The organism is Pseudobacter ginsenosidimutans, from assembly GCF_007970185.1.
GTDB classification, from domain to species: Bacteria; Bacteroidota; Bacteroidia; order Chitinophagales; family Chitinophagaceae; genus Pseudobacter; species Pseudobacter ginsenosidimutans.
Map to the genome: position 1 here is coordinate 4,971,747 of NZ_CP042431.1, position 21,681 is coordinate 4,993,427.

General features: G+C 47.9%; 18 protein-coding genes. 12 read left to right on the forward strand and 6 right to left on the reverse strand.

Annotated elements, in window-relative coordinates:
• The first annotated feature begins 4 nt into the window (after positions 1-4).
• Both FSB84_RS19545 and FSB84_RS19550 read left to right on the forward strand, forming a co-directional pair.
• A complete protein-coding gene (locus FSB84_RS19545) occupies positions 5-628 on the forward strand; it encodes a response regulator (RefSeq protein ID WP_130539571.1) in 624 nt (207 codons plus the stop codon).
• An 89-nt stretch (positions 629-717) separates the two neighbouring features.
• Positions 718-1,047 (forward strand): DUF4870 domain-containing protein, encoded by a 330-nt coding sequence (locus FSB84_RS19550; RefSeq protein ID WP_130539572.1) that lies wholly within the window; start codon positions 718-720, stop codon positions 1,045-1,047.
• Between the two features lie 152 nt (positions 1,048-1,199).
• Here FSB84_RS19550 and FSB84_RS19555 read toward each other — a convergent pair whose 3' ends face one another.
• From FSB84_RS19555 to FSB84_RS19565, 3 genes are read right to left on the reverse strand one after another with little or no spacing between them, the layout of a single operon-like run.
• A complete protein-coding gene (locus tag FSB84_RS19555; protein ID WP_130539573.1) occupies positions 1,200-1,958 on the reverse strand; it encodes a DUF2314 domain-containing protein in 759 nt (252 codons plus the stop codon).
• A gap of 20 nt (positions 1,959-1,978) precedes the next feature.
• Positions 1,979-2,629: a hypothetical protein gene (locus FSB84_RS19560; protein WP_130539574.1), complete on the reverse strand. Its 651-nt coding sequence runs from the start codon at positions 2,627-2,629 to the stop codon at positions 1,979-1,981.
• Between the two features lie 59 nt (positions 2,630-2,688).
• On the reverse strand, positions 2,689-3,645 hold the full coding sequence (locus FSB84_RS19565; RefSeq protein ID WP_130539575.1) for a hypothetical protein: 957 nt from the start codon (positions 3,643-3,645) through the stop codon (positions 2,689-2,691).
• Positions 3,646-3,750: 105 nt separating this feature from the next.
• Between FSB84_RS19565 and FSB84_RS19570 the strand changes: the two genes are divergently transcribed.
• Complete coding sequence (locus FSB84_RS19570; protein WP_130539576.1) at positions 3,751-4,539, forward strand: hypothetical protein; 789 nt, start codon at positions 3,751-3,753, stop codon at positions 4,537-4,539.
• Between the two features lie 50 nt (positions 4,540-4,589).
• A complete protein-coding gene (locus FSB84_RS19575; protein WP_130539577.1) occupies positions 4,590-5,135 on the forward strand; it encodes a hypothetical protein in 546 nt (181 codons plus the stop codon).
• A gap of 31 nt (positions 5,136-5,166) precedes the next feature.
• Here FSB84_RS19575 and FSB84_RS19580 read toward each other — a convergent pair whose 3' ends face one another.
• From FSB84_RS19580 to FSB84_RS19590, 3 genes are all read right to left on the reverse strand, one after another.
• The gene (locus tag FSB84_RS19580) at positions 5,167-7,398 is read right to left on the reverse strand and encodes a cation:proton antiporter domain-containing protein (RefSeq protein ID WP_130539578.1); all 2,232 of its coding nucleotides are present in this window, start codon (positions 7,396-7,398) and stop codon (positions 5,167-5,169) included.
• A 69-nt stretch (positions 7,399-7,467) separates the two neighbouring features.
• The gene (locus FSB84_RS19585; RefSeq protein WP_130539579.1) at positions 7,468-7,842 is read right to left on the reverse strand and encodes a hypothetical protein; all 375 of its coding nucleotides are present in this window, start codon (positions 7,840-7,842) and stop codon (positions 7,468-7,470) included.
• A gap of 23 nt (positions 7,843-7,865) precedes the next feature.
• Positions 7,866-8,630 (reverse strand): DeoR/GlpR family DNA-binding transcription regulator, encoded by a 765-nt coding sequence (locus FSB84_RS19590; protein WP_130539580.1) that lies wholly within the window; start codon positions 8,628-8,630, stop codon positions 7,866-7,868.
• Between the two features lie 271 nt (positions 8,631-8,901).
• Between FSB84_RS19590 and FSB84_RS19595 the strand changes: the two genes are divergently transcribed.
• The 8 genes from FSB84_RS19595 to FSB84_RS19630 all read left to right on the forward strand — a co-directional run bounded on the left by FSB84_RS19595 (position 8,902) and on the right by FSB84_RS19630 (position 21,470).
• Positions 8,902-10,482, forward strand: coding sequence for a glycerol-3-phosphate dehydrogenase/oxidase (locus FSB84_RS19595; protein WP_130541000.1), 1,581 nt, complete (start codon positions 8,902-8,904; stop codon positions 10,480-10,482).
• A gap of 227 nt (positions 10,483-10,709) precedes the next feature.
• Entirely contained in the window at positions 10,710-13,904 is a 3,195-nt protein-coding gene (locus FSB84_RS19600) for a SusC/RagA family TonB-linked outer membrane protein (protein WP_158644014.1), read from the forward strand.
• A gap of 27 nt (positions 13,905-13,931) precedes the next feature.
• Positions 13,932-15,425 carry a SusD/RagB family nutrient-binding outer membrane lipoprotein gene (locus FSB84_RS19605; RefSeq protein WP_130539582.1) on the forward strand — a complete coding sequence of 498 codons (1,494 nt, stop codon included), beginning with the start codon at positions 13,932-13,934 and terminating at the stop codon, positions 15,423-15,425.
• Positions 15,426-15,436: 11 nt separating this feature from the next.
• Positions 15,437-16,708, forward strand: a complete 1,272-nt coding sequence (locus FSB84_RS19610; protein ID WP_130539583.1) for a DUF5689 domain-containing protein — start codon at positions 15,437-15,439, stop codon at positions 16,706-16,708.
• Between the two features lie 97 nt (positions 16,709-16,805).
• Positions 16,806-18,227 carry a calcineurin-like phosphoesterase C-terminal domain-containing protein gene (locus FSB84_RS19615; protein ID WP_130539584.1) on the forward strand — a complete coding sequence of 474 codons (1,422 nt, stop codon included), beginning with the start codon at positions 16,806-16,808 and terminating at the stop codon, positions 18,225-18,227.
• A gap of 41 nt (positions 18,228-18,268) precedes the next feature.
• Positions 18,269-19,759, forward strand: a complete 1,491-nt coding sequence (gene glpK, locus FSB84_RS19620; RefSeq protein WP_130539585.1) for a glycerol kinase GlpK — start codon at positions 18,269-18,271, stop codon at positions 19,757-19,759.
• 46 nt (positions 19,760-19,805) lie between these two features.
• On the forward strand, positions 19,806-20,549 hold the full coding sequence (locus FSB84_RS19625) for an MIP/aquaporin family protein (RefSeq protein ID WP_130539586.1): 744 nt from the start codon (positions 19,806-19,808) through the stop codon (positions 20,547-20,549).
• Between the two features lie 12 nt (positions 20,550-20,561).
• The gene (locus FSB84_RS19630) at positions 20,562-21,470 is read left to right on the forward strand and encodes a glycerophosphodiester phosphodiesterase family protein (protein ID WP_207234190.1); all 909 of its coding nucleotides are present in this window, start codon (positions 20,562-20,564) and stop codon (positions 21,468-21,470) included.
• The last annotated feature ends 211 nt before the right edge of the window (positions 21,471-21,681 follow it).

Genomic DNA, 21,681 nt, shown 5'->3' on the forward strand with positions numbered 1-21,681 from the left:
AACAATGATAAAAGTGATCATTATAGACGACCACCCGATTGTGCTGGAAGGATTGAAGACCCTGCTGGCAGGCCGCGACGATATGATGCTGGCCGGTACATTCGATAATGGCAAAGCAGGCCTGAATGCCATCGAAGCGTTGGACCCGAATGTGGTTTTGCTGGATATCAACCTGCCGGATATCGATGGAGCTGCTATTTGTAAACAGGTGAGAAAACAGGACAAGGATATCCGCATCATCGCATTGAGTGTGCACAATGAGCGCACCGTGATCAGGAATATGCTCAACAGCGGCGCCAATGCCTATGTACTGAAGAACTCCGTAGGGGAGGAGATCATCAATGCTATTCACACTACGCTCGATGGCAATAATTATCTCTGCCGCAAAACGAAAGAGATCATGGCGCAGATAAATGAGAATGATCTCGCGGAGATCCCACGCATCACACGCAGGGAAAAGGAGATCCTTGAGCTGGTAAGCCAGGGGCTCACCACCACGCAGATTGCAGAGAAATTGTTCATCAGCATGCACACGGTGGAAAGCCATCGCAAGAACCTGATCGAGAAATTTGATGTGGCTACCATGACGGCCGTGATCAAGCTGGCCACCAAATACGGATTGATCTGATGATGAAATATGGCTGGTTCCGGGATAGTCATGGTGCTGCTTTGCGGCTAGTTTTGCTGAAACAAAATTCAAATTCAAAACACCGCAACATGGACAGAAAAACACTATCGATCGTATCCTACATCACGCTGATCGGCTGGCTGGTAGCTTATTTTCAATACAAAGACAAACCGAAGGACCCACTGGTGAGCTATCATCTCAGGCAATCACTGGGCATTGCGATACTGAGTATCATACTTAGTGTGGCCATCACCGTGGTAGTAAGGATGGTGCCGGCTTTATGGGTATTGACCTGGGCACAGATTGTAATACTCGTGCTTTGGATACTGGGCATACTCAATGCGGCCAATGAAAAAATGCAACCTGTACCGGTGGTTGGACCAATGTTCGAGAACAAGTTCAGTTTTTTAGATAAATAGAATAATGGAAACGTGTAAAAATAGAACAGGCGGCCAGATTGGCTGCCTGTTTTATTTTCGGGGAGCAGTGGCCCGCGTCCCCGCGAGTGACGTTTATTCTGTTGTCATCGGCTACACAGTGCCCGCCGGATGCGAGCGACAGACTGTTCCCGTTATTTTTCCAGCACAGGGATCAGATGTTCCCATTTCAGTTGTTTTGCGAAATCAAGAGCTGTTTTCCCATTGGTGGTTTGCGCATTCTTATCTGCTCCCATTTGAAGCAGCACTTCCACAGAACTGAGATTGCCGGCAATGGTTTCCCTGTGCAGAAGTGTATAGCCTGCGTCATCCTGTCCGTTGATCTCTTTCGGATTCTGTTGCAGGAATTCCACCAGTTTTTCTTTCATGTTCCTGCTCATGGGATGCTCTACCAGGTTCTCAGGATTTTCTTTTTGATTTTTCACCACCAGCACATCGTTGAAATCGCCGAAGTTCAGTCCCCAGGCATTATCGTGTTCCTCACGTTCCTCAGGTTCCATCATGGAGCGCATGGCATGGATAGTGAAGCCGCCGCAGGTGTTGCCTTCGATGGAGAAAAGCCAGTCGCTTATCTGCTCCAGCGGAACAGATACTGCATCTCCGTTATTCACATTGGTGAGCTCATTGGGTTGATTGATCAAAGTACCGCTGATGGTATCGCCATCGAAATAGATCTCGTTGATCCACATATGCTCCACCACAGGCTCTTCCTGGTCAGGGAATTCCTGAGAGAAAGCCACTTTCACGCAGGCAAGATCCAGGCCCGGAATGATCCTGCGGTATTCCCAGGATAATTCGCGCCAGAAATATTTAAAACTGTTTTGGGCTTTTTGAAATGCTTCGATCATTTCAGGGCTGTCGCCTTTTGCAAAATAGATATTTGAATCAGACATGGCAGTGTTTTATAAATGAATCAAAATGTTTTTATGCTGAAGGAATCCATTTTCCTTTTTTCCAGTTCTTCTTTTATCTTTTTCAATCTTTGTCTTGCGAGTACTCCCTGTGCTGAGCTGGAATCCTTTTCAAAAGTGTCGGCAACAAAATAAGCAATATAGCCGGGATCAGCAGCATAGATCACAGCCCTGCGGAGGTTCATATCGTTGTGCACCGGTATATCTTTTCCGGGTTGAAAATAAATACCGAAAACTTTCTGGTTGTCACTGCTGTCGTTCTTCGTATCGATCAGCACACAGACCACCTGGCCAACGCTGCTGTCGCGGCTGAAACGGGCATAACCTTCCCGGGTTTCCAGCCTGATATTGAAATAAAGGCTGTCGTTAGGCATGGACTGGTAACCGTTGTACCAGCGGTAAGATGGTTCGGGTGAACTGTTGCTGGCCAAAGTATAGATCCGTCCGGTATCTCCATACACTACAGCATCCATACGTTTGTTGTTTTCTATCAGTCCATCCACGATCGGTCTGATCTCCGTATTGTAACGGTAGCTTGAAATACATTTTTTCAAAAGTGGTATGAGGCCGAAGATCGCCAGACCTGCCACCCAGAGATAGCTTCGTTTGGGCGATGGGGTGGGAACCTTTTTTGAATTGGAGTAGCGGGCCATTGGTGGTACGGAATTTATTTTGCTGAGTAAAATTAAAGACTATTATAAACCGGGCATTATCAGATCTTACTGACCCTGATGAGCCCATGTCTTTTTCCATTCTTTCCGGCATAGAATTCGAAGCGGGCAGTATCGCCGGCTTGCAGTCCATCCTGGTCCCTAATTGTGCCTGGCACCAACTCATTGCCGATGCGGTACCAGTTCATCTGTTTGTAACTGCCATGCCTGCCGATCCTGTATTGCACCCGCAACTGTTCTGTAACAATACCGGTGATCACAAGTTTTTCAGTATATGCTTCAACTGACCGGTAGGTGAAATAAATGACGGCTGCTATCAGCAGGAAACAGAACAAATAAACACCAAAGATCATTATCAGTCCTCCACCGGTAAAGAAAATGCCGCTCACGGCACAGATTACTCCCAAAATAATGCCTGTGATCTTAAGGGCTTCCAGTGAATCCTTTTTATTGTTACTGGCCGCTTTTTCTTCAGGTGTAATAGTAAGTATTTGTTTTTGCGGAGGCGGTATCTGTTCATACACTACTGCCAGCAGCAATTGTTGTTTTGGCGAAACTGCAACGGAATGCAAGCGGACCTGTGCTTCGCGTAAAATATTGGCGCCAACCAAAGCCAATGGCTGAGTGGCGCTGATCACAGCAAGAGGGTGATTATTGATAGTGTAAATGAACCTGCCATTCAGTTTCGTTTGCAATGCCTGTAAATTACCATGGGTAATTGTTTTTTCATTCCTGTCTATGCTTTTTTGAACGAACCGCACCTTGCGCGTGCATTTCACAAAGAGCCAGATAGCCAGGATATCCATCAGCCCAAAGAATACCAGCAGGGGAATAATGCTCATTGCTTCCTCTATGAAAACCTGTACCAGCCAGTCAGAAAACCCCAGTAAAGGAAAAATGAAAATTCCCCAGAACCAGGCAGCAGTCCTGTATTTCCAGACCCATTGCTGCATTGCTTTGATGTCTTCCGCGCTTAATGTAGATCGTTGTATGGGCATCGTGCACAAAAATATGGAATAGTGTACGGCAAATTATCCCCGGAAGCAGGTATAAAATTAACCGGGGATCGAAAGTACATTTGCATCAGTCAATAACCGTACAATATGAAACTGTTTTTCTCTTTACTATTCTCTCTTGGCATACTTCAAATAAGCGCGCAGCAACCATTCGAGGGCACTATCGTTTACAAAGTGGCTGCACCCGATGAAGATACTGCTTCACTGAAACTGCAATTTGGAAAGAATGCGCTCAGTATCGATTTTCAAAGAAGAGGTTCCGGTGGGATGGAGCAGGTGCTGGTGGATCTGGAATCAGGAAAAATATACGAGCTGAACATGGGGATGAAAACTTATACAGTCAGGAATCTCTTCTCCAGAACCAGGCCACGCGAAGCCGGTTCTTCCGGTAGGATTGCAGGCTATGATGTAACAGCCATCGATCTCTCGGAAAAAGGAATTGCCGCTCTGGTGGCTAATATGAATCGTGGACAGGTTCTCATCTATCCCTCCAATGATCTCCATTATCCTGTTCCGGAGCAATACATTTCCAATATTGCATTGAGCATGGTGTATGATAACAAGATCATTCTTGGACTAAGCCTCATCGATCATAATGGCCGTGTGGATGGAAAAATGGACACGATCCGGATCATGGCGTCAACTGTTGTTCCTGAAGTTTTTCCTGAAAACCATTTCAACATACCAGAAGGCTTCTTCCCGGAACAGCAGGCAATGGTTCCACCGCCTCCGCCGGTATACATCGAATCCGGCGCAGATTCGGTAACCTATCCAGTGCCACCACCACCTGCCTGGCCGCCAGTCCCTGAAAAGAAAAACACAAAAAAGAAGACCAATACAACAAAGAGCCCTATGCGCAAACCAGGAAAGAACTAAGATCTGACTGAGTTTCGCACACTTTCATTATCAAACAAAATCATGGGAAAATGAAAAGGATCTGCTGTTTCGTTTTGTTTTTGTTGCCTTTTCTTTCGAAAGCGCAGGATGATAGTCTTGTTTACCGGCAGGATATCGATAGCCTGATCCACCGTTTTTTCACATCAGAACCCGAACCGCTTTACCGTTTCGTGAATGATGTGCCGCACTGGAAGCACCATACAAGACAGGCCAATTGGTTCTATAACCGGTATGTTGCCGCCAATGGCGATACGATGATCTGCTTTGGATTGAAATATCTCGCCGCCAATTTTATAGACTTCGATGAACAATACATCCTGTTGAATAACGGGCTGGTATATGCGGGAAGTAACCGCAGAACAGAGGTGAATACTTATACCGGTGTCAAACTGGAGCAGGAACAGCACCTGGGAGGGGTCGAATATTATTTCAGGAAGGATTCGCTGGTCAGCACCCGCACACAGCCTTATGGATTTCCTCCCGAAGGATGGACAAAACCGGAATACGCTTTGCAGAAATTCAGGGAGCGGTATGAGATACTGCAATCCTGGTTGAAAGCGCATTCCGTTAAATAGTATATAGAAATATCACTAAGGTTACTGAACCTTAGTGATGTTCATGGATCAGTTTATTGATCAGTTTTCCATCGCCCACTACAAACACCACATCGTTCTGCTGGAACTCGAAGAATGATTCGGGATTCAGGATGCGCTGGTTGTTCCTTTCCACACCTACCACAATCCCTTTGATCCTTTCGCGAATTCCCGAACCGCGGATGGTCTTGTTCAGGAGGGAAGATTTCTCATCGATCACAAAATCGCGCAGCACCACATTGGCCGGATTGGTTTCTTCCTCATCATGATGTTTGATGGGTCTGATGATGGCCTGTAATCTTTTGATCTGTGCATCGCTGCCCAGCACGAAGATCTCGTCTCCCGGGTATACGCGCTCATTGCGGCCCGGAGCGGGAATACTGTGCTCGCCGCGTTTGATCAGTACCACGTTGATGCCCAGTTGCTCCCGCCAGTGCAGCTCCATCAGTGTCTTACCGATCACGGCAGATTCAGGGTGCAGTTCCAGCGTGGCGATATGCGCATCCCAGGGCGCCAGTTCAGAGCGGTTCTTCTCTGCTGCTGCCAGTTCACGCTCATTGAAATTGCGCATGAACCTGGCTTCGATACGATCGTAGAATTTCCGGATCTTCTTATTGAATACACCGATGATCACGGCAATCACCAATACGGAGAGCAATCCTGCTTCGAAGGAGAAGAAGCGGTGCATGAGGAAACCGATAAAGCTTCCAGCTAGAATAAGACGGAAAAAATGTATGAGGTTCAGCCTGCCATTGTACCGGTTGCTGGCCAGTACTTCACGGTAAGCTACGGAATTGGTGTTGCGTACGGCCAGTGCATAGAGAAAAGGCAACATCAGTAATAATGTAATGAATGCTGTAGCCCATTTCACCCAGGAGCCATCGGTGTAATGATTACGGATATAGGGAAGCGCATATTCAGCGGACACCATCACAATGCAGATCAGCAACATGCCAAGCAGGAAAGTATTGAGCAATGTGCTGCGGACCACCTGGTTCCAGGCACTGAGCGATTGTGTGTCTTTTGCTTTGGAACCGGGACCGGACAATGCATTCTGCACTTTTTCCGGCAAGATTTTTTCAAGCCATTTATAGAAGGGCCTGCTGCTCTGGATCAGGTAAGGAGTGGTAAGAGTGGTTACTGCGGACACTGCAACGGCAATGGGATAAAGGAATGCGCTGGTCACTTTGAGCGTTACGCCCAGAGTGGCGATGATGAAGGAGAACTCCCCGATCTGCGCCAGACTGAAACCCGCCTGCACGGAGGTTTGCAACGATTGTCCGGCCAGCAATGCACCGAATGTAGTACTGAGCACTTTACCGATGATGGTGATCAGTGTGATCAATGCGATCGGGCCTGCATATTCAACCAGCATTTTCGGATCTATCAGCATACCTACCGATACGAAGAAGATGGCGCCGAACAGGTCCTTCACCGGTTTCACCAGGTGTTCGATCTTTTCAGCCTGTGTGGTTTCCGCCAGGATAGAGCCCATGATGAAAGCGCCGAGGGCAGGAGAGAAGCCAACGGAATTGGCGAACCATACCATCAGCAAACAAAGGGAAAGCGAAACAACCAGCAGGGTTTCTTCGTTCATCAGTTTCTTTGTCTTTTTCAGGAAAGTGGGAAGGAAAAAGATACCGGCGGCAAACCAGATCACAAGGAAGAAAACGAGTTTGAGAACGGATTGCAACATTTCTGCTCCTGCAAACTGCTGACTGAGTGCGAGCGTAGATAATAACACCAGCAATACGATAGCTACGAGGTCCTCTACTATCAGGGCGCCAAACACCAGCGAAGCGAATCTTTGTGTTTTTACATTCAATTCATCAAATGCGCGCAGGATGATAGTGGTGGAGGAGATCGAAAGGATCCCTCCGAGAAAGAGGCTGTCCATAAAATTCCAGCCGAGTAACTGACCGGTGCCGAATCCGAGCGCGATCATGGCCACCACTTCAAATACGGCGGTGACGGAAGCAGGTGCGCCAACCTTGATGAGTTTCTTAAAGCTGAATTCCAGACCGAGGGAGAACAGGAGGAAGATCACACCGATCTCAGCCCAGATCTGGATATTGGTGGGCTCATATACTGTAGGCAGCCAATGGAAATGTGGTCCCACGAAGAATCCGGCAATGATATAGCCGAGTACTACGGGCTGTTTCAGTTTTTTGAACAATAAAGTAACGATGGCGGCGGCTCCAAGGATCAGGGCCAGATCCATAATCAAGTAAGGCAAATGCGTCATTCGCAGGATTTGATCTGTTAAAATTCGGGTGTCATTAAAAAGGCTCTATGAACTCGATGGCGCGATGCACTACCAGAAATAGTGGTTGGGGAACAGGAGCAACCGGCTCAGGGTACTGGAGTATGCCGGAAGGACCGGGCTTGCATGTTGTGAACGGGTACAGATAATGAGTGCTAACGGAAGGGCATGACCGCTGATGATATTGTCATTTCCATTATTCCTGCACTGCGATAATGTACGGTTGCAATTGTCGCGATGAAAAGTTTCGGATTGCTGATCTTTCTGCCTGCTTCTTACGGGAGCGAAGAATGCTTTTTTTGCATTCAGCGTGGGCAGATGCGTATCCGGCACGCGTGGATTCAGTTTGGCGTCATGCGGCTTTCGCGCAGCGGTTGCCGCCAGCGTGCAGAAGAAAGTAAAGCATATGACCAGCCAGATTTTCACTGCGCAAATATACGCAATTGCGCTCAGACTATCGTCACTGCAATGCCCATGCCCTGCAATGTTTTCACGGTATGTTCGGAGATGCCACTGTCTGTGATCACCTGCTCCACATCTTCGAGGCCGCAGATCCTTCCGAATCCACGCTTCCCGAACTTGGAGCTGTCTGCCAGCACGATCGTTTTCTGTGCTGTTTCGATCATCTTCCTGTTGAGATGGGCTTCCATGGCATTGGTGGTGGTGAGACCGAATTCAATATCGATACCATCCACACCAAGAAACAATTTATTGCAGGAGAGGTCACCTAATATTTTTTCTGAATATGGTCCTGTTACTGAAGAAGAACTCTTACGAAGCAGTCCGCCGAGCTGGATCACTTCTATTTCAGGATGACGGATCAGTTCCAGCGCCACATTCAATGCAGCAGTTACTACTGTGAGGGAACTCACAGGATGTATATGCTTCGCCAGGGCCTGAACTGTTGTACCCGATGCGATGATGATACAATCATCGGGCTCTATCAGCGATGCACCGGCAATGGCTATGCGCGTTTTCTCTGCAGAACGGATCTTTTCCTTTTCGTTCACAGGCCGGTCAACCGTATACGGATTGTGGAGCGTACCGCCGCCATGGGTTCTGAAAAGCAGGTTCTTATCTTCTAAAAGTTTTAGGTCCTTTCGGATTGTTACGGATGATACATTCAATTCACGGCAAAGGTCCAGCACAGTTACGGATCCTTCGGCCTGGAGCTTCGTTAGAATATGTTGATGGCGTTCGGTGATGTTCAGCATAGATCAGGCTTGTTTTCTGTCGAAATATCGAAAGCAATCGCTTGCTTCAAATTATGATTATTCATGCAGACTTACAAATATCCATAAATAATTGTAGAAATCAGGGTGTTATGAAATTGTAAACTTCATTTGCCTGTGGAAAACGAGGGGAAAAGAAGTTTCGTAATATTTCCTTTGCGGTTTCGAAGTTTCATTTTACTTTCGTTTTGTTGTTTTTCATTTTTGCTAAATGTCAAAAGCGAAAACAATACAGACTAAAACAAAGGCTTTGATGAATCTCCCTTCTTTCCATGATGATGCCCGCCGCAAAGTATTCCTGCAACAGTTGGAATCCACCAGCTGGGATATCGCCATCATCGGTGGCGGTGCAACCGGACTGGGAATTGCGCTGGAAGCCGCTACCCGTGGATATAAGACCGTACTTCTTGAACAATCCGATTTTGCCAAAGGCACTTCAAGCCGCAGCACCAAACTGGTGCACGGAGGCGTCCGCTACCTCGCACAGGGAAATGTGAAACTGGTCCGCGAAGCCAGCATCGAACGCGGTCTGCTCTATCGCAATGCCCCACACCTGGTGAAGAACCAGAGTTTCATTATTCCATTATACAATTTCTGGGACCGCCTCAAATACACAATCGGTCTTAAGATATACGACTGGATCGCCGGCAGGCTCAGCCTTGGTTCCTCCATTTTCATCTCGCGCGCCGATACACTCAGGCGACTGCCCAATGTGAAATCTGAAGGACTGATTGGCGGCGTGCTCTATCACGATGGTCAGTTTGATGATTCACGCCTGGCCGTGAACCTGGCGCAGAGCATCTATGAACACGGCGGACTTGCATTCAATTATATTCAGGTAAAAGGACTGATCAAGAACGATCAGCATCAAATTGCCGGCGTTGAATGCATCGATACAGAAACGAAAAAAGAATACAAAGTAAATGCTAAGGCCGTGGTGAACGCCACGGGCGTGTTCGTAGATGATATTCTGCAACTCGACAATCCTTCCGCTTCCAAAACCATCTGCGTGAGCCAGGGCACCCACCTGGTGCTGGATAAAAAATTCTATCCGGCAGATCACGCATTGATGATCCCCGAAACCAGCGATGGCCGCGTGCTGTTTGCAGTACCCTGGCATGATAAAGTGGTAGTGGGCACTACAGATACACCTGTGGACACAGCTTCACTGGAACCCATGGCCCTCGAAAAGGAAATTGCATTCATCCTGGATACAGCTTCACAGTATTTTGTTCAGCAACCTACGCGCGCCGATGTGCTCAGCGTATACGCAGGACTGAGGCCACTGGCCGCTCCTGCAAAAGGACAAAAAACGAAGGAGATCTCACGCAGCCACAAGATCATGGTGAGCCCTTCCAAACTCTTTACCATCCTCGGTGGTAAATGGACCACCTTCCGCAAAATGGGAGAGGACCTGGTGAATCGCGTGGAAACGGAACTGCATTGGGAAAAAAGAAAAACAGCAACGCCTTCCATGCATATTCACGGTTATACCAACACTGTGCAGGAAGATGACCCCTTCTCTGTTTATGGAAGCGATGCACATCGCATCAAAGGAATGATGAACGGAGATGCAGGCGCATGGATCAGTGAGAGCCTCAAGATCCACAAAGCTCAGATCATCTGGGCAGTGAATGAAGAGATGGCAAGAACGGTGGAAGATGTGCTGAGCAGAAGAACGAGGGCCCTCCTGCTGGATGCAAAAGAAAGTATGAGAATTGCGCCCGAAGTAGCAGCCGTTATGGCTGATGCAATGGGCAAAGATGATACATGGATCAAAGAACAGGTTGAACAGTATAAAAAACTCGCAGAAAGATATTTACTGAAAGTGTAGAAGAAGAGAAAGATACAAGTGTGAAAATAAGGGCTTTGGTTGGTCGTTTTAGATCGGCTGGAACCCTTATGTGTGCTGAATTTCAGAAGGAAATATTATTTCCTGTTTTTTGCGAGAAAACATGTTGAATTAACATTCTGGTAATACACGGTTCTGATTTTTGCAACAGAATCAAACTGCGTTTATACATGATGTTTAGAATATCAACTCTTAACCATTTATTGCTTATGAACAAGAAAACGATTGCTGCAGGAAGGCTCCTTGCGCGCATGCTGATGAGCTGTATCCTGGTCATGGTCTGCACTTCCCTGTTGGCCCAGCAAAGAAAGCTTAGCGGCACGGTTGTGAATCCCGCCGACAATAAGCCTCTTTCTAACATCAGTGTTGTAGTAAAAGGTACTTCCCGCGGTACCACTACAGACGACAAAGGCAACTTCACTATCAATGCAAGTGAAGGAGAAACACTGATCTTCTCCGCTGTCGGTTTTAAGAACCGTGAAATCAAAGTAGGTAAGGATGATAATCTCTCCGTTCAGTTGCTGTCATCAGACAACGAGATGGAGAGTGTTGTTGTTACTGCACTTGGTATCAAGCGGGATGAGAAAGCACTGGGATATGCCGTTTCGAAACTCGGCACAGAAGATATCACAGATGCCATGAGCAATAACTGGACCAACGCCCTCACGGGCAAGGTTGCAGGCCTGAACCTCCTGAAATCAGGTGGAGGCCCCGCAGGAACCAATCGTCTTTCTTTTCGCGGAGATAAAAGTCTTGGTATGAATGATCAGGCCCTGATAGTGATTGACGGTGTTGTGATCAACGGGGCAGGCGGCCGGATGACAGGCACCGGAAGCGGTGGCTATCTCCAGGCAGAATCACCGGTAGACTTCGGTACTGGTCTCAATGATATCAACTCTGAAGATATCGAAAGCGTAACCTTCCTCAAAGGGCCCGGAGCCGCAGCCCTCTACGGCGCCCGCGGAGCCAACGGCGCTTTGATCATCACTACCAAATCAGGCAAGTCTGCCACACGCGGTATCGGCGTAACACTCAATTCCAACTACAGTGTTGAAACCATCAACCGCTGGCCGGATTACCAGTACGAATACGGCCAGGGCGATGCCAACCAGCATACCTGGTATTCCTACAATGACTCTGAGGACGGACAAAGCACCCGAAGCACCAGCTCTGCATGGGGACCGAAATTCAATGGTCAGAAATATTATCAGTATGATCCTGTTACCCGCACCAGGGGTGAAACCAGAACAGAATGGGTGCCCTACAAGAATGCACGGAAAGATTTCTTCGAAACCGCCAATACCTTCATCAATACCATTTCTCTCGAAGGCGGTAATAAGAATTCAAATGCACGTCTTTCTTTCACCAATCTCGACAATCACTGGATCATCCCCAATACAGGCTACAAGAGAAATACAGTAGCATTCTCTGTAAATCATAAGATGACAGAAAAATTATCGGTAGCATCCAAGATCAATTACACCAATAAAAAAGCTGATAACCTTCCCACTACTGGTTACAATAACCAAACCATCATGTATTTCATCAGAGGCTTAACGCCCAATATGAATATCGACTGGTTCAGGGATTACTGGGTTCCGGGAAAAGAACATCTTGAGCAAACAAGACCATTCAGCTCCTTGCTGGATAACCCTTACATGCAGGCCAATGAAATGCTGAACACCTCCAACAGGAATTCATTGGTAGGGAATGTTCAGGCTACTTACAATTTCACCAAAGACCTGAGCCTGATGATCCGTTCTGCGCTCGATTATTATTCTGAGCAACGTACACAACGCAGGCCAATGGGCTCACAGAAATTTGTGGAAGGCATGTTCCGCACGCAGAACATATTTGCACAGGAGATCACTACAGACTTCCTGCTGCGTTACAACAGGAAGATCACAGATAAATTGAATGGTGTGATCACCGGTGGCGGATCAAGACTGAACAACAAATACCAGAAAGATGAAGTGAGGGCTGAAAGATTGTTGTATCCCGGCATCTATTCACTGGCGAATACAAAAGTTCCATTACAATCATTGCCGGTAAGGGAACAGTTCCAGGTGAACAGTTTCTATGCAATGGCGCAGCTGGAATGGGACAACTGGTTATACCTCGACCTTACAGCGCGTAAGGACTGGGCCTCTCAGCTGGCATCCCCACTCGGTGAAAAGGAATCAGGTTTCTTTTATCCATCTGCCAACCTGAGTGCGATCCTTTCCGAAAAGATCAAACTGCCTGAGCTGATCTCTTTCCTGAAAATAAGAACATCCTATGCAGCAGTAGGCAGCGGTGGCGATAACCCTTATCTCACTGCCTATAACTATGATGCTACTCTTTATCCCGGAGGCCTCGCCAATCCAACGGCCATTCCGAAAGAAGGGCTGAGACCCAGACGTACTTCCAGCTATGAAGGCGGGCTGGATATCCGCTTTGCGAAGAACCGCTATGGCCTGGATGTAACATTCTATCATACCAGGACCAAAGACGATATCCTCAGGGTTCCTATCGACCGTTCTTCCGGCTACAATTCGCTGATCGAAAATGCAGGCCTGATCGTCAATACTGGTATCGAGATCACTGCCAATGCAAACGTGCTGAAGTCTGCAAAAGGACTTAACCTGAATCTCTTCGGAACATTTGCTGCCAACCGTAACAGTGTAAAAGAATTGTTCGAAGGTGTAGATACTTATGTGATCTCTGTTGGACCTGGTAGCCGCGGTATGCTGGAAGCAAGACCCGGAGAAAGAATGGGAGATCTCTACGGTGTTGGGTACAAAAGATCGCCTGATGGACAGATCGTTTATGATGCGCAGGGAATGCCGATCATGGATGGCAATCAAAAATACCTGGGCAATGTGAACCCCGACTGGAAGGCAAGCCTTGGCACGAACCTGAAATGGAAAAACTGGGGATTGAATTTGCTTTGGGATTGCCAGTTCGGTGGTGTAGCGTATTCGCTCACAACAGGCGTACTCGCTGAAGAAGGTAAACTGAAGAAAACACTGCCTGGCCGCGATAACGGTATCATCGGAGAAGGCGTGGTAGAAACACCCGATGGAAAATTCATTCCCAATACAACCATTGCCACCAATGCGAAAACCTATTACACACAGCATTATGGTCGTGACAATGTGGAGTCCAACGTGTTCAGTACAGATTTCCTGAAATGGAGGGAAGCAAGGATCGATTATACATTCGCTCCAACCACTATCAAAAAACTGGGACTTCAAAGGGCATCGATCGGTATCTATGGCCGCGACCTGCTGGTGATCAGCAACTGGCCTGCTTTCGATCCTGAGTTCGGTACACTCAATGATGGCACTGTGTCTGCCGGTTTCGAGATCGGTCAGTTCCCTTCAACACGCAGCTTTGGTGTAGCGCTGGTAGTAGGCTTCTAATTTTTGCTCATCCTTAATTCTGCAATTATGAAACTTAGAATAAAAATATTGTCATCACTGCTGATGGGGACTGTGTTGCTGGCAGGTTGCAATAAAGACTTTGATCAGATCAATACCAACCCCAATACTGTTCCTTTTACAACTCCGGAATCATTACTGGAAGCAACAGTGTATGATGTGGTGGGTAACAACCTCACCAGAGCCCTGCGTTTAACCCATGAGCTGATGCAGGTGCATGTAACAACGGTCAATTCAGATGAGATCCACCGTTATGTGATCAGGCCTGCCGAATCCGACTTCATGTGGAATAACTGGTACGTGCAGCTCCGTAACGTGCGTGACCTGTATGATAACGCCAAAAAGCTGGAAGACCCCGGATTCCAGGGGATCGGCCTGATCATGGAAGCCTGGATCTTTTCTTTGCTTACCGATACTTATGGAGATGTTCCCTATAGTGAAGCGGTGAAAGGATATCCAGACAGGATCTATCAACCCAAATTTGATGCTCAGATCGATATCTACCGCGATCTGCTGAAGAAGCTGGAAGATGCCAATACGATCCTGCAGACCTCTAAAGTTTATTCGGCCGATGTAGTTAGCCGTGATCCGCTTTTCGGCAAATACATCAATATGACAAACACTACTACCGGGTCTGATAATTTCAGATTGGCCTGGAGAAAATTCGGCAACTCACTTTATCTCCGTTTGCTGATGCGCGTGGCGCACAAAACAGAACTGAATGCCGTAGAAAAGATCAAAGAGATTGCTGAAACCAAAAAGAGTACATATCCCATTTTTGCCAACAACGGAGAATCTGCCGTGCTGAAATATTCCGGTACAGCTGCTCCGTATGCCAGCAAATTTGCCAACTACCGTGTATTTGATTTCAATGGCGATAACGGTTTGTCGCAATTCTTCATCAATACACTGAATGATTGGGGTGATCCGCGCAGAACAGTATGGGCTAACGAATCATCAGCTTCCAACTGGGAAGGTATCCCCAGCGGTTATGCGCCCGGACAAACACCCGAGAGGATGTCTACCTACAAATCTGCTTTGATGACAGAGGCCCTGCTGGGAAATATCCTCAACTATGCAGAGCTGCAGTTCATACTGGCTGAAGCTGCATTGAAGGGTTATTTCACCGGCGATCCCAAAACCTATTACGAGGCAGGTGTCAACAATGCCATTACCTTCTGGGCGCTCACTGTGCCTGCAGGGCATCTTGCAAAACCTGGAATAATATGGGACCCAGTTGAAACGGAAGCGCAAAAACTGGAAAAGATCATCACACAGAAATATTTCACTTTCTTCTTTACCGATTTCCAGTCATGGTTCGAATTCAGAAGAACAGGCTATCCCAGCCTGCCGATCGGCCCTGGTGTTCAGAACGGAGGTAAAATGCCTTCCAGGTTCGTTTATCCTGTACCGGTACAAACACTCAACAGGACGCATTACCAGGAAGCAGTAACTGCTATGGGCGGCGATAATATCAATGTAAAAGTTTGGTGGAACAAATAAAAACAAGACCAATGAGATTATTACAATATACCTTACTGATAGCAGTTATTGCTGCGTTTTCATCCTGTCTGAAAGAAGATGACCTGAGGGGCGAAGGGCAATTGTCCGATGTGGCCACTATCTGGACCATCAGACAAGCTTATAAAGGGAATACCCTTACATTGGGGCCTTCCACACTTTCAGGCGCTTTTAAAACACGTGGCATCGTAATTTCCGATGCCAGCTCCAGGAATATTGCACCTGGAACTTTCGTGTTGCAGGGCATTATGGAAACACCCAATGATCTTGGCAACCTGGTTAGAGGCATCGCCATAGATCTTGGCGCTTCTACGGCAGTTCCCTATGTACCAGGAGATTCCCTGTTGATAGATATCGATGGTGCAAAAATGGAAAGGATCGATGGACGTTTGACCATTACCGGTATACAAACATCCAGGATCACCAAACTGGCAAGCAATGAACCTTTTATTGTGCGTCCGGTTACACTCAATAAGCTGAATGAATATTTTGAGGATTATGAATCCACAATGATAACAGTGCATGCGAATGTAAATGAGTATGCCAGCGGAGTAACCTACAGCGGGCAAAAAGGATTAAAGGATAATACAGGTGCGGATATCGTAATGACTACGCGTGCTGATGCCAGCTTTGCAGGCGACCAGGTTCCGGTAAATGCAGGCTTCACTGGTATTGCCGTTTATGAAAAAGAGAAAAAAGGAATTGCTCCGAGATCCGGCAGCGATATCACAGACCAGAGCGGAGTCATTTACGCAGGCTTCCCTGAAAGTTTCGAATCACCCGATTTCTCTGTAAAAGGCAGTTACAATATGACTGCGATTGACAACAATGTTGATCTGGCAACCGGCAACTGGAAACTGTTCCAGGCCATCCTGGGAAATACTTTCCTTCGTGATAAATTCAATTCGCCCGGAAGACAATGTGTGCGTATGCAACAGAGCCTTACCGTGAACGGATTGATACAAATGAATTTCGATGTTACGGAAGGCGCCTCAAAAGTGACAGTGTTCTGCGGCAAATATTATACAGACCCTTCCAGTACTTTCAAACTGGAATATTCAACAGATGGCGGCGTTACCTGGATCCAGACCGGAGCTGAAGTGAAAGATATGCCTGAGAAGGGTTCCAAACTGGCAGTGTTCAATATGAATATTCCCGGCAATGTCCGCTTCCGCATAGCGAAGATCGGAACAGGGAATTCCACTGCCAGCAAACCCAATGGACGTTTATGCATAGAAGATATTGCCATCTATAAAGCACTTTAAAATTCGTTAACATCGTTAAACGGTAAGATGGGAAATGCTTTTTGCAAAAGTTTCCTATCTTACCGCTTCTCACTTTAAACCGCAGAACACCACAAAAATGAAGCGCAGAAAATTCATTCAACAGGCAGGCTTACTGGCAGGAGGATTGGTGATTGCAGGATGGCACAGAGCTACCGCCGCAATAGCAGAAGATAAAAAGATCAAAGGCTTTGTCCGCTCCGGAAAGAAAGCACTGGCCGGTGTGGTAGTGAGCGATGGATATAATGTTGTGCTGACCAATAATGCCGGCAAATTCGAACTGGACCTTCATCCCGAAGCAGCGGCCGTTTTTGTTTCAACACCTGCTGGTTATGCTTTCCCGGAAGAACGCAGTATTGCACGTCATTACAAACTGGTAACGGAGATCAACAGCCGTAAAGATGTGGATTTCAACCTGGAGAAATTGAAGAAAGATGATAATGAGCACCAGTTCATCATCTGGGCAGACCCGCAGGTGAAAACCAAAAAAGATGTGGAGAAGATGATGGCGCAGGCTGTGCCCGATGTAAAACAATATGTGGAAGCAGCAGGCGTTGGCGCGCTGGTGCATGGCATCACCGTTGGCGATATCGTTTGGGATAATCATGAACTCTTTGCCGATTACAACGAAGCAGTAAGAGAAATGGGCATTCCATTTTTCCAATGTTTGGGTAACCATGATATGGACTACCGGCAGGGTGGGGACGAAGAATCAGACAATACCTTCCAGAAATTATACGGCCCCACTTATTATTCCTTCAACCGCGGAAAGGCCCACTATGTAGTACTGGACGATGTGCGTTATCTCGGGAAGGAGCGTGAATATGACGGATATATTTCGCAGAACCAGCTGAACTGGCTGGCCAAAGACCTGCAGCATGTTCCGAAGGATCACCTGGTGATCATCAATGTGCATATCCCTGTTCACAATGATGTGAAGAATAACCTGGAGCTCTATGATGTGTTGAAGAGCCATAGCAATGTGCATATCATGAGTGGTCATACCCATTATCACCGCAATGTGATCATCGGGAATATCTTCGAACATAATCATGGTACTGTTTGCGGAGCCTGGTGGACAGGCCCCATCTGTGGCGATGGAACACCCTGCGGCTACGGTGTGTACAAGGTGAAAGGCAATGAACTGAGCTGGCAATACAAATCCACCGGACAGGCAACTGATTTTCAGTTAAGCGCCACCGTTAGTGAGAAGGATGGTAGTAAGGAAATGATCGTCAATGTGTGGAACTACGATCCTGAATGGACAATAAAAGCCACTGCCAACGATGGTTCCAGCCTTAAAGCCGAAAAGTTCAAGGGAATGGATCCTGTAGCCGTTGCGCTCTACCTGGGCCCTGAACTGCCCAGGCCACGCGGCTTTGCAGAACCAAAGAAAACCGACCACCTCTTCCGGGTGAAATTACCCGCCAATGCCAGGGAAGTGAAAGTGGTGGCAACTGACCGATTCGGTCAGCAATACGATACAACTGTTACTGTATAGAAAAAATATAAAAGTCAACATACCAAAATAAACGCTACGATATGCAGCCATACATTCTCGCTCTTGATCAGGGCACAACCAGCTCCCGCGCTATTATCTTCGATCAGCAAGGAAGCATCGTAAGCCTTGCCCAAAAAGAATTCCAGCAAATCTATCCGCAGCCCGGCTGGGTGGAACACGATCCCACAGATATCTGGAGCACCCAGGTGGCGGTGGCAGCGGAAGCCATCGTGAAAGCAGGTTTGAGCAGCAGGGAAATTGCAGCCATTGGTATCACCAACCAGCGCGAGACCACCATCGTGTGGGACCGCAAGACAGGCGAACCTGTGTACAATGCCATCGTGTGGCAGGACCGTCGTACGGCTGCCTTCTGTGATCAGTTGCGCGCACAGGGCCATGCCGGAACTATCCAGCAAAAGACCGGCCTGATCGTGGACGCCTATTTCTCCGCTACCAAAGTGAAATGGGTCCTCGATAACGTAAAAGGAGCCCGCGATCGCGCCAATGCCGGAGAACTGGCATTCGGCACAGTGGACAGCTGGCTGATCTGGAACCTCACTTCAGGAAATGTGCACGCTACCGATGTTACCAATGCATCGCGCACCATGCTGTACAATATTCACTCTCTCGATTGGGATGACGAGCTGCTTCAATTGCTCGATATTCCAAAATCCATGTTGCCTGTAGTGAAGAACTCCAGCGAAGTGTTCGGCAATACAGCTACGCAACTGTTCTCTGCCGATCTGCCGATTGCAGGGGTGGCAGGAGATCAGCAGGCAGCACTCTTCGGACAAATGTGTACCAAAAAAGGAATGGTGAAGAATACTTACGGAACAGGTTGTTTCATGCTGATGAATATCGGCGATCAGCCTATCGTTTCCCGCAATAACCTGGTGACCACCATCGCCTGGAAAATCGGGAATGAAGTGCAGTACGCGCTTGAAGGAAGCATCTTCATCGGCGGCGCTGTGGTACAGTGGCTGCGTGATGGGCTCGGCATCATCCGTTCTTCGGCAGATGTGGAATCCCTTGCACAGAAAGTACCCGATACTGGTGGCGTATACCTGGTGCCTGCCTTTGCGGGATTGGGCGCACCTCACTGGAACCAATATGCGCGCGGAACGATGGTAGGCATCACACGCGGAACGGATGCTGCACATATTGCACGCGCTGCACTCGAAAGTATCGCCTATCAAACGATGGATGTGCTCAAAGCAATGGAAGCAGATGCAGGGCTACCCATAACCGAGCTTCGTGTAGATGGTGGCGCAACAGCCAACAACCTGCTGATGCAGATCCAGGCGGATGTGCTCAACGCCACCGTTGTTCGCCCGGAGATCACCGAAGTAACTGCTATCGGCGCTGCCTACCTGGCCGGCCTGGCAGTAGGAGTGTGGAAGAGCCCCGATGAGATCCAGCAACAATGGAAGATCAACCAAAGCTTCAAAGCCAATACCAGCATCGATACCACCAGCATGATCAAAGGCTGGCAACGCGCGGTGAAAGCAGCGAAAGCATGGGCCGAAGAGTAATCCATCGTTCTGTATCAATCATTCAATTCCAAAACTGAACCTTCTTATGACAGCATTTACAGCAGAGATCATTGGCACGGCAGTGCTCATTCTTTTGGGCAATGGTGTTGTGGCCAATGTGGTACTCAATAAAACAAAAGGCAACGGAGGCGGATGGATCGTGATCACTACCGCCTGGGCGCTTGCGGTATACGTGGGCGTGGTGATCAGCGGACCTGCCAGCGGCGCTCACCTGAATCCCGCCGTGACAGTAGGCCTGGCCACTGCCGGCAAATTTTCCTGGAGCCTGGTGCCGCAATACATCCTGGCACAGATGCTGGGAGCCTTGCTGGGCGCCTTCTTCGTGTGGTTGTTCTATAAAGATCATTATAAGGAAACAGCTGATGCCGGTGCAAAGCAGGCCACTTTCTGTACAGCGCCTGCTATCCGGAACAATTTCAGCAATATGATCAGCGAGGTGGTTGGCACATTCTTACTCGTGTTCACGATCTTTTATTTCACCGATCCTTCTTTCGGAGGAAAAGATGCAACACCTGTTACCACTATCGGAATGGGCTCTATCGGCGCACTGCCCGTGGCTTTCCTGGTATGGGTGATCGGACTGAGCCTCGGAGGCACTACCGGGTATGCCATCAATCCGGCCAGGGACCTTGGTCCGCGCATCATGCATGCGCTGTTGCCAATCCCCGGAAAGGGTTCTAACGACTGGGACTATGCGTGGATCCCTGTGATCGGGCCCTTACTCGGCGCCGTGGCGGCAGCCGGACTGTATTTCCTGTTACAATCATAAGCTTAAAATAGTATGAAACTGATCCTTCCCCTGATTGCTGCGGGCTGCCTGGCTGCCTGTGGCACAACGAAACAGACAGCCGGCGGCGCCATGAGCGGCTATCCGAAATTCTTCAAAGAAGGCCACAGAGGAACCAGAGGCCTGATGCCGGAGAATACCATTCCGTCTATGAAGAAGGCTATCGAGATCGGCGCCAATTTTATTGAAGTGGATGTATACCTGAGTAAGGATGGACAGGTGCTGATAGCGCATGATCCCTTTGCCAATATCGCCATTTCCACACTGCCGGATGGAAGAAGCATATCTAAAGACAGTGCTAAATTGTATACCTGGCACCAGATGAATTATGCAGATATCCGCAGGATCGATGTAGGCAGCAAAGGCAACCCTGCTTACCCGCAACAGCAAAAACTTGCAGCCTATATGCCCCTGCTGGGTGAACTGATAGATTCTGTGGAAGCCTTTACTGCTGCAAGGAAGCTAAAGCCCACCATTTACAATATCGAGATCAAGAGCAATCCGAAAATGGAGGGTGTTTACCAGCCTGCTCCCGATGTGCTGGTAAAAGCGATCATGGATGTTGTGAGTACAAAGAAGATCGGCAATCGGTTCTATCTTCAATCATTCGATATGCGTCCGCTGCAATCCGCGCGCAGGCTGTATCCTGAGGTAATTATCGGGTTCCTCACGGGAGATGCCAAACACTCCGTGGATGAGAATGTAAAGGCGCTGGGCTTCAGGCCGGATATTTACAGTCCGGCATATCAGCTGGTGAATGCCGCAACGGTGGAAGCCTGTAAGAAACATGGTATGAAGCTGGTGCCCTGGACAGTGAACACTGCTGAAGAGATCGACAAGCTGGTGAAGCTGGGTGTGAATGGCATCATTACAGACTACCCGAACCTGCTCAGTAAGTACTGATATTTTTTTGAATACGCAGCGGCCTCGTAGCTCCCGTAAAGGGATACTACGGGGCCGCTGTTACATTTATCCGTATTTCTACTTTTTTTGCAATCTGTTTTTTCTTTACTTTTGACTTATGATCAGTTAATCCCCGCCACTGGTCCGTTAGAATAAGCATCTGAGTTAGTCTGCATCGTTTACATACACATACCCTTTTTCCTGCACTGCA

Bases quoted from the DNA above. Each gene is read 5' to 3' on its own strand.
- FSB84_RS19545 (WP_130539571.1), top strand. From the start codon at position 5: ATGATAAAAGTGATCATTATAGACGACCACCCGATTGTGCTGGAAGGA.
- FSB84_RS19550 (WP_130539572.1), top strand. From the start codon at position 718: ATGGACAGAAAAACACTATCGATCGTATCCTACATCACGCTGATCGGC.
- FSB84_RS19555 (WP_130539573.1), bottom strand. From the start codon at position 1,958: ATGTCTGATTCAAATATCTATTTTGCAAAAGGCGACAGCCCTGAAATG.
- FSB84_RS19560 (WP_130539574.1), bottom strand. From the start codon at position 2,629: ATGGCCCGCTACTCCAATTCAAAAAAGGTTCCCACCCCATCGCCCAAA.
- FSB84_RS19565 (WP_130539575.1), bottom strand. From the start codon at position 3,645: ATGCCCATACAACGATCTACATTAAGCGCGGAAGACATCAAAGCAATG.
- FSB84_RS19570 (WP_130539576.1), top strand. From the start codon at position 3,751: ATGAAACTGTTTTTCTCTTTACTATTCTCTCTTGGCATACTTCAAATA.
- FSB84_RS19575 (WP_130539577.1), top strand. From the start codon at position 4,590: ATGAAAAGGATCTGCTGTTTCGTTTTGTTTTTGTTGCCTTTTCTTTCG.
- FSB84_RS19580 (WP_130539578.1), bottom strand. From the start codon at position 7,398: ATGACGCATTTGCCTTACTTGATTATGGATCTGGCCCTGATCCTTGGA.
- FSB84_RS19590 (WP_130539580.1), bottom strand. From the start codon at position 8,630: ATGCTGAACATCACCGAACGCCATCAACATATTCTAACGAAGCTCCAG.
- FSB84_RS19595 (WP_130541000.1), top strand. From the start codon at position 8,902: ATGAATCTCCCTTCTTTCCATGATGATGCCCGCCGCAAAGTATTCCTG.
- FSB84_RS19600 (WP_158644014.1), top strand. From the start codon at position 10,710: ATGAACAAGAAAACGATTGCTGCAGGAAGGCTCCTTGCGCGCATGCTG.
- FSB84_RS19605 (WP_130539582.1), top strand. From the start codon at position 13,932: ATGAAACTTAGAATAAAAATATTGTCATCACTGCTGATGGGGACTGTG.
- FSB84_RS19610 (WP_130539583.1), top strand. From the start codon at position 15,437: ATGAGATTATTACAATATACCTTACTGATAGCAGTTATTGCTGCGTTT.
- FSB84_RS19615 (WP_130539584.1), top strand. From the start codon at position 16,806: ATGAAGCGCAGAAAATTCATTCAACAGGCAGGCTTACTGGCAGGAGGA.
- glpK (WP_130539585.1), top strand. From the start codon at position 18,269: ATGCAGCCATACATTCTCGCTCTTGATCAGGGCACAACCAGCTCCCGC.
- FSB84_RS19625 (WP_130539586.1), top strand. From the start codon at position 19,806: ATGACAGCATTTACAGCAGAGATCATTGGCACGGCAGTGCTCATTCTT.
- FSB84_RS19630 (WP_207234190.1), top strand. From the start codon at position 20,562: ATGAAACTGATCCTTCCCCTGATTGCTGCGGGCTGCCTGGCTGCCTGT.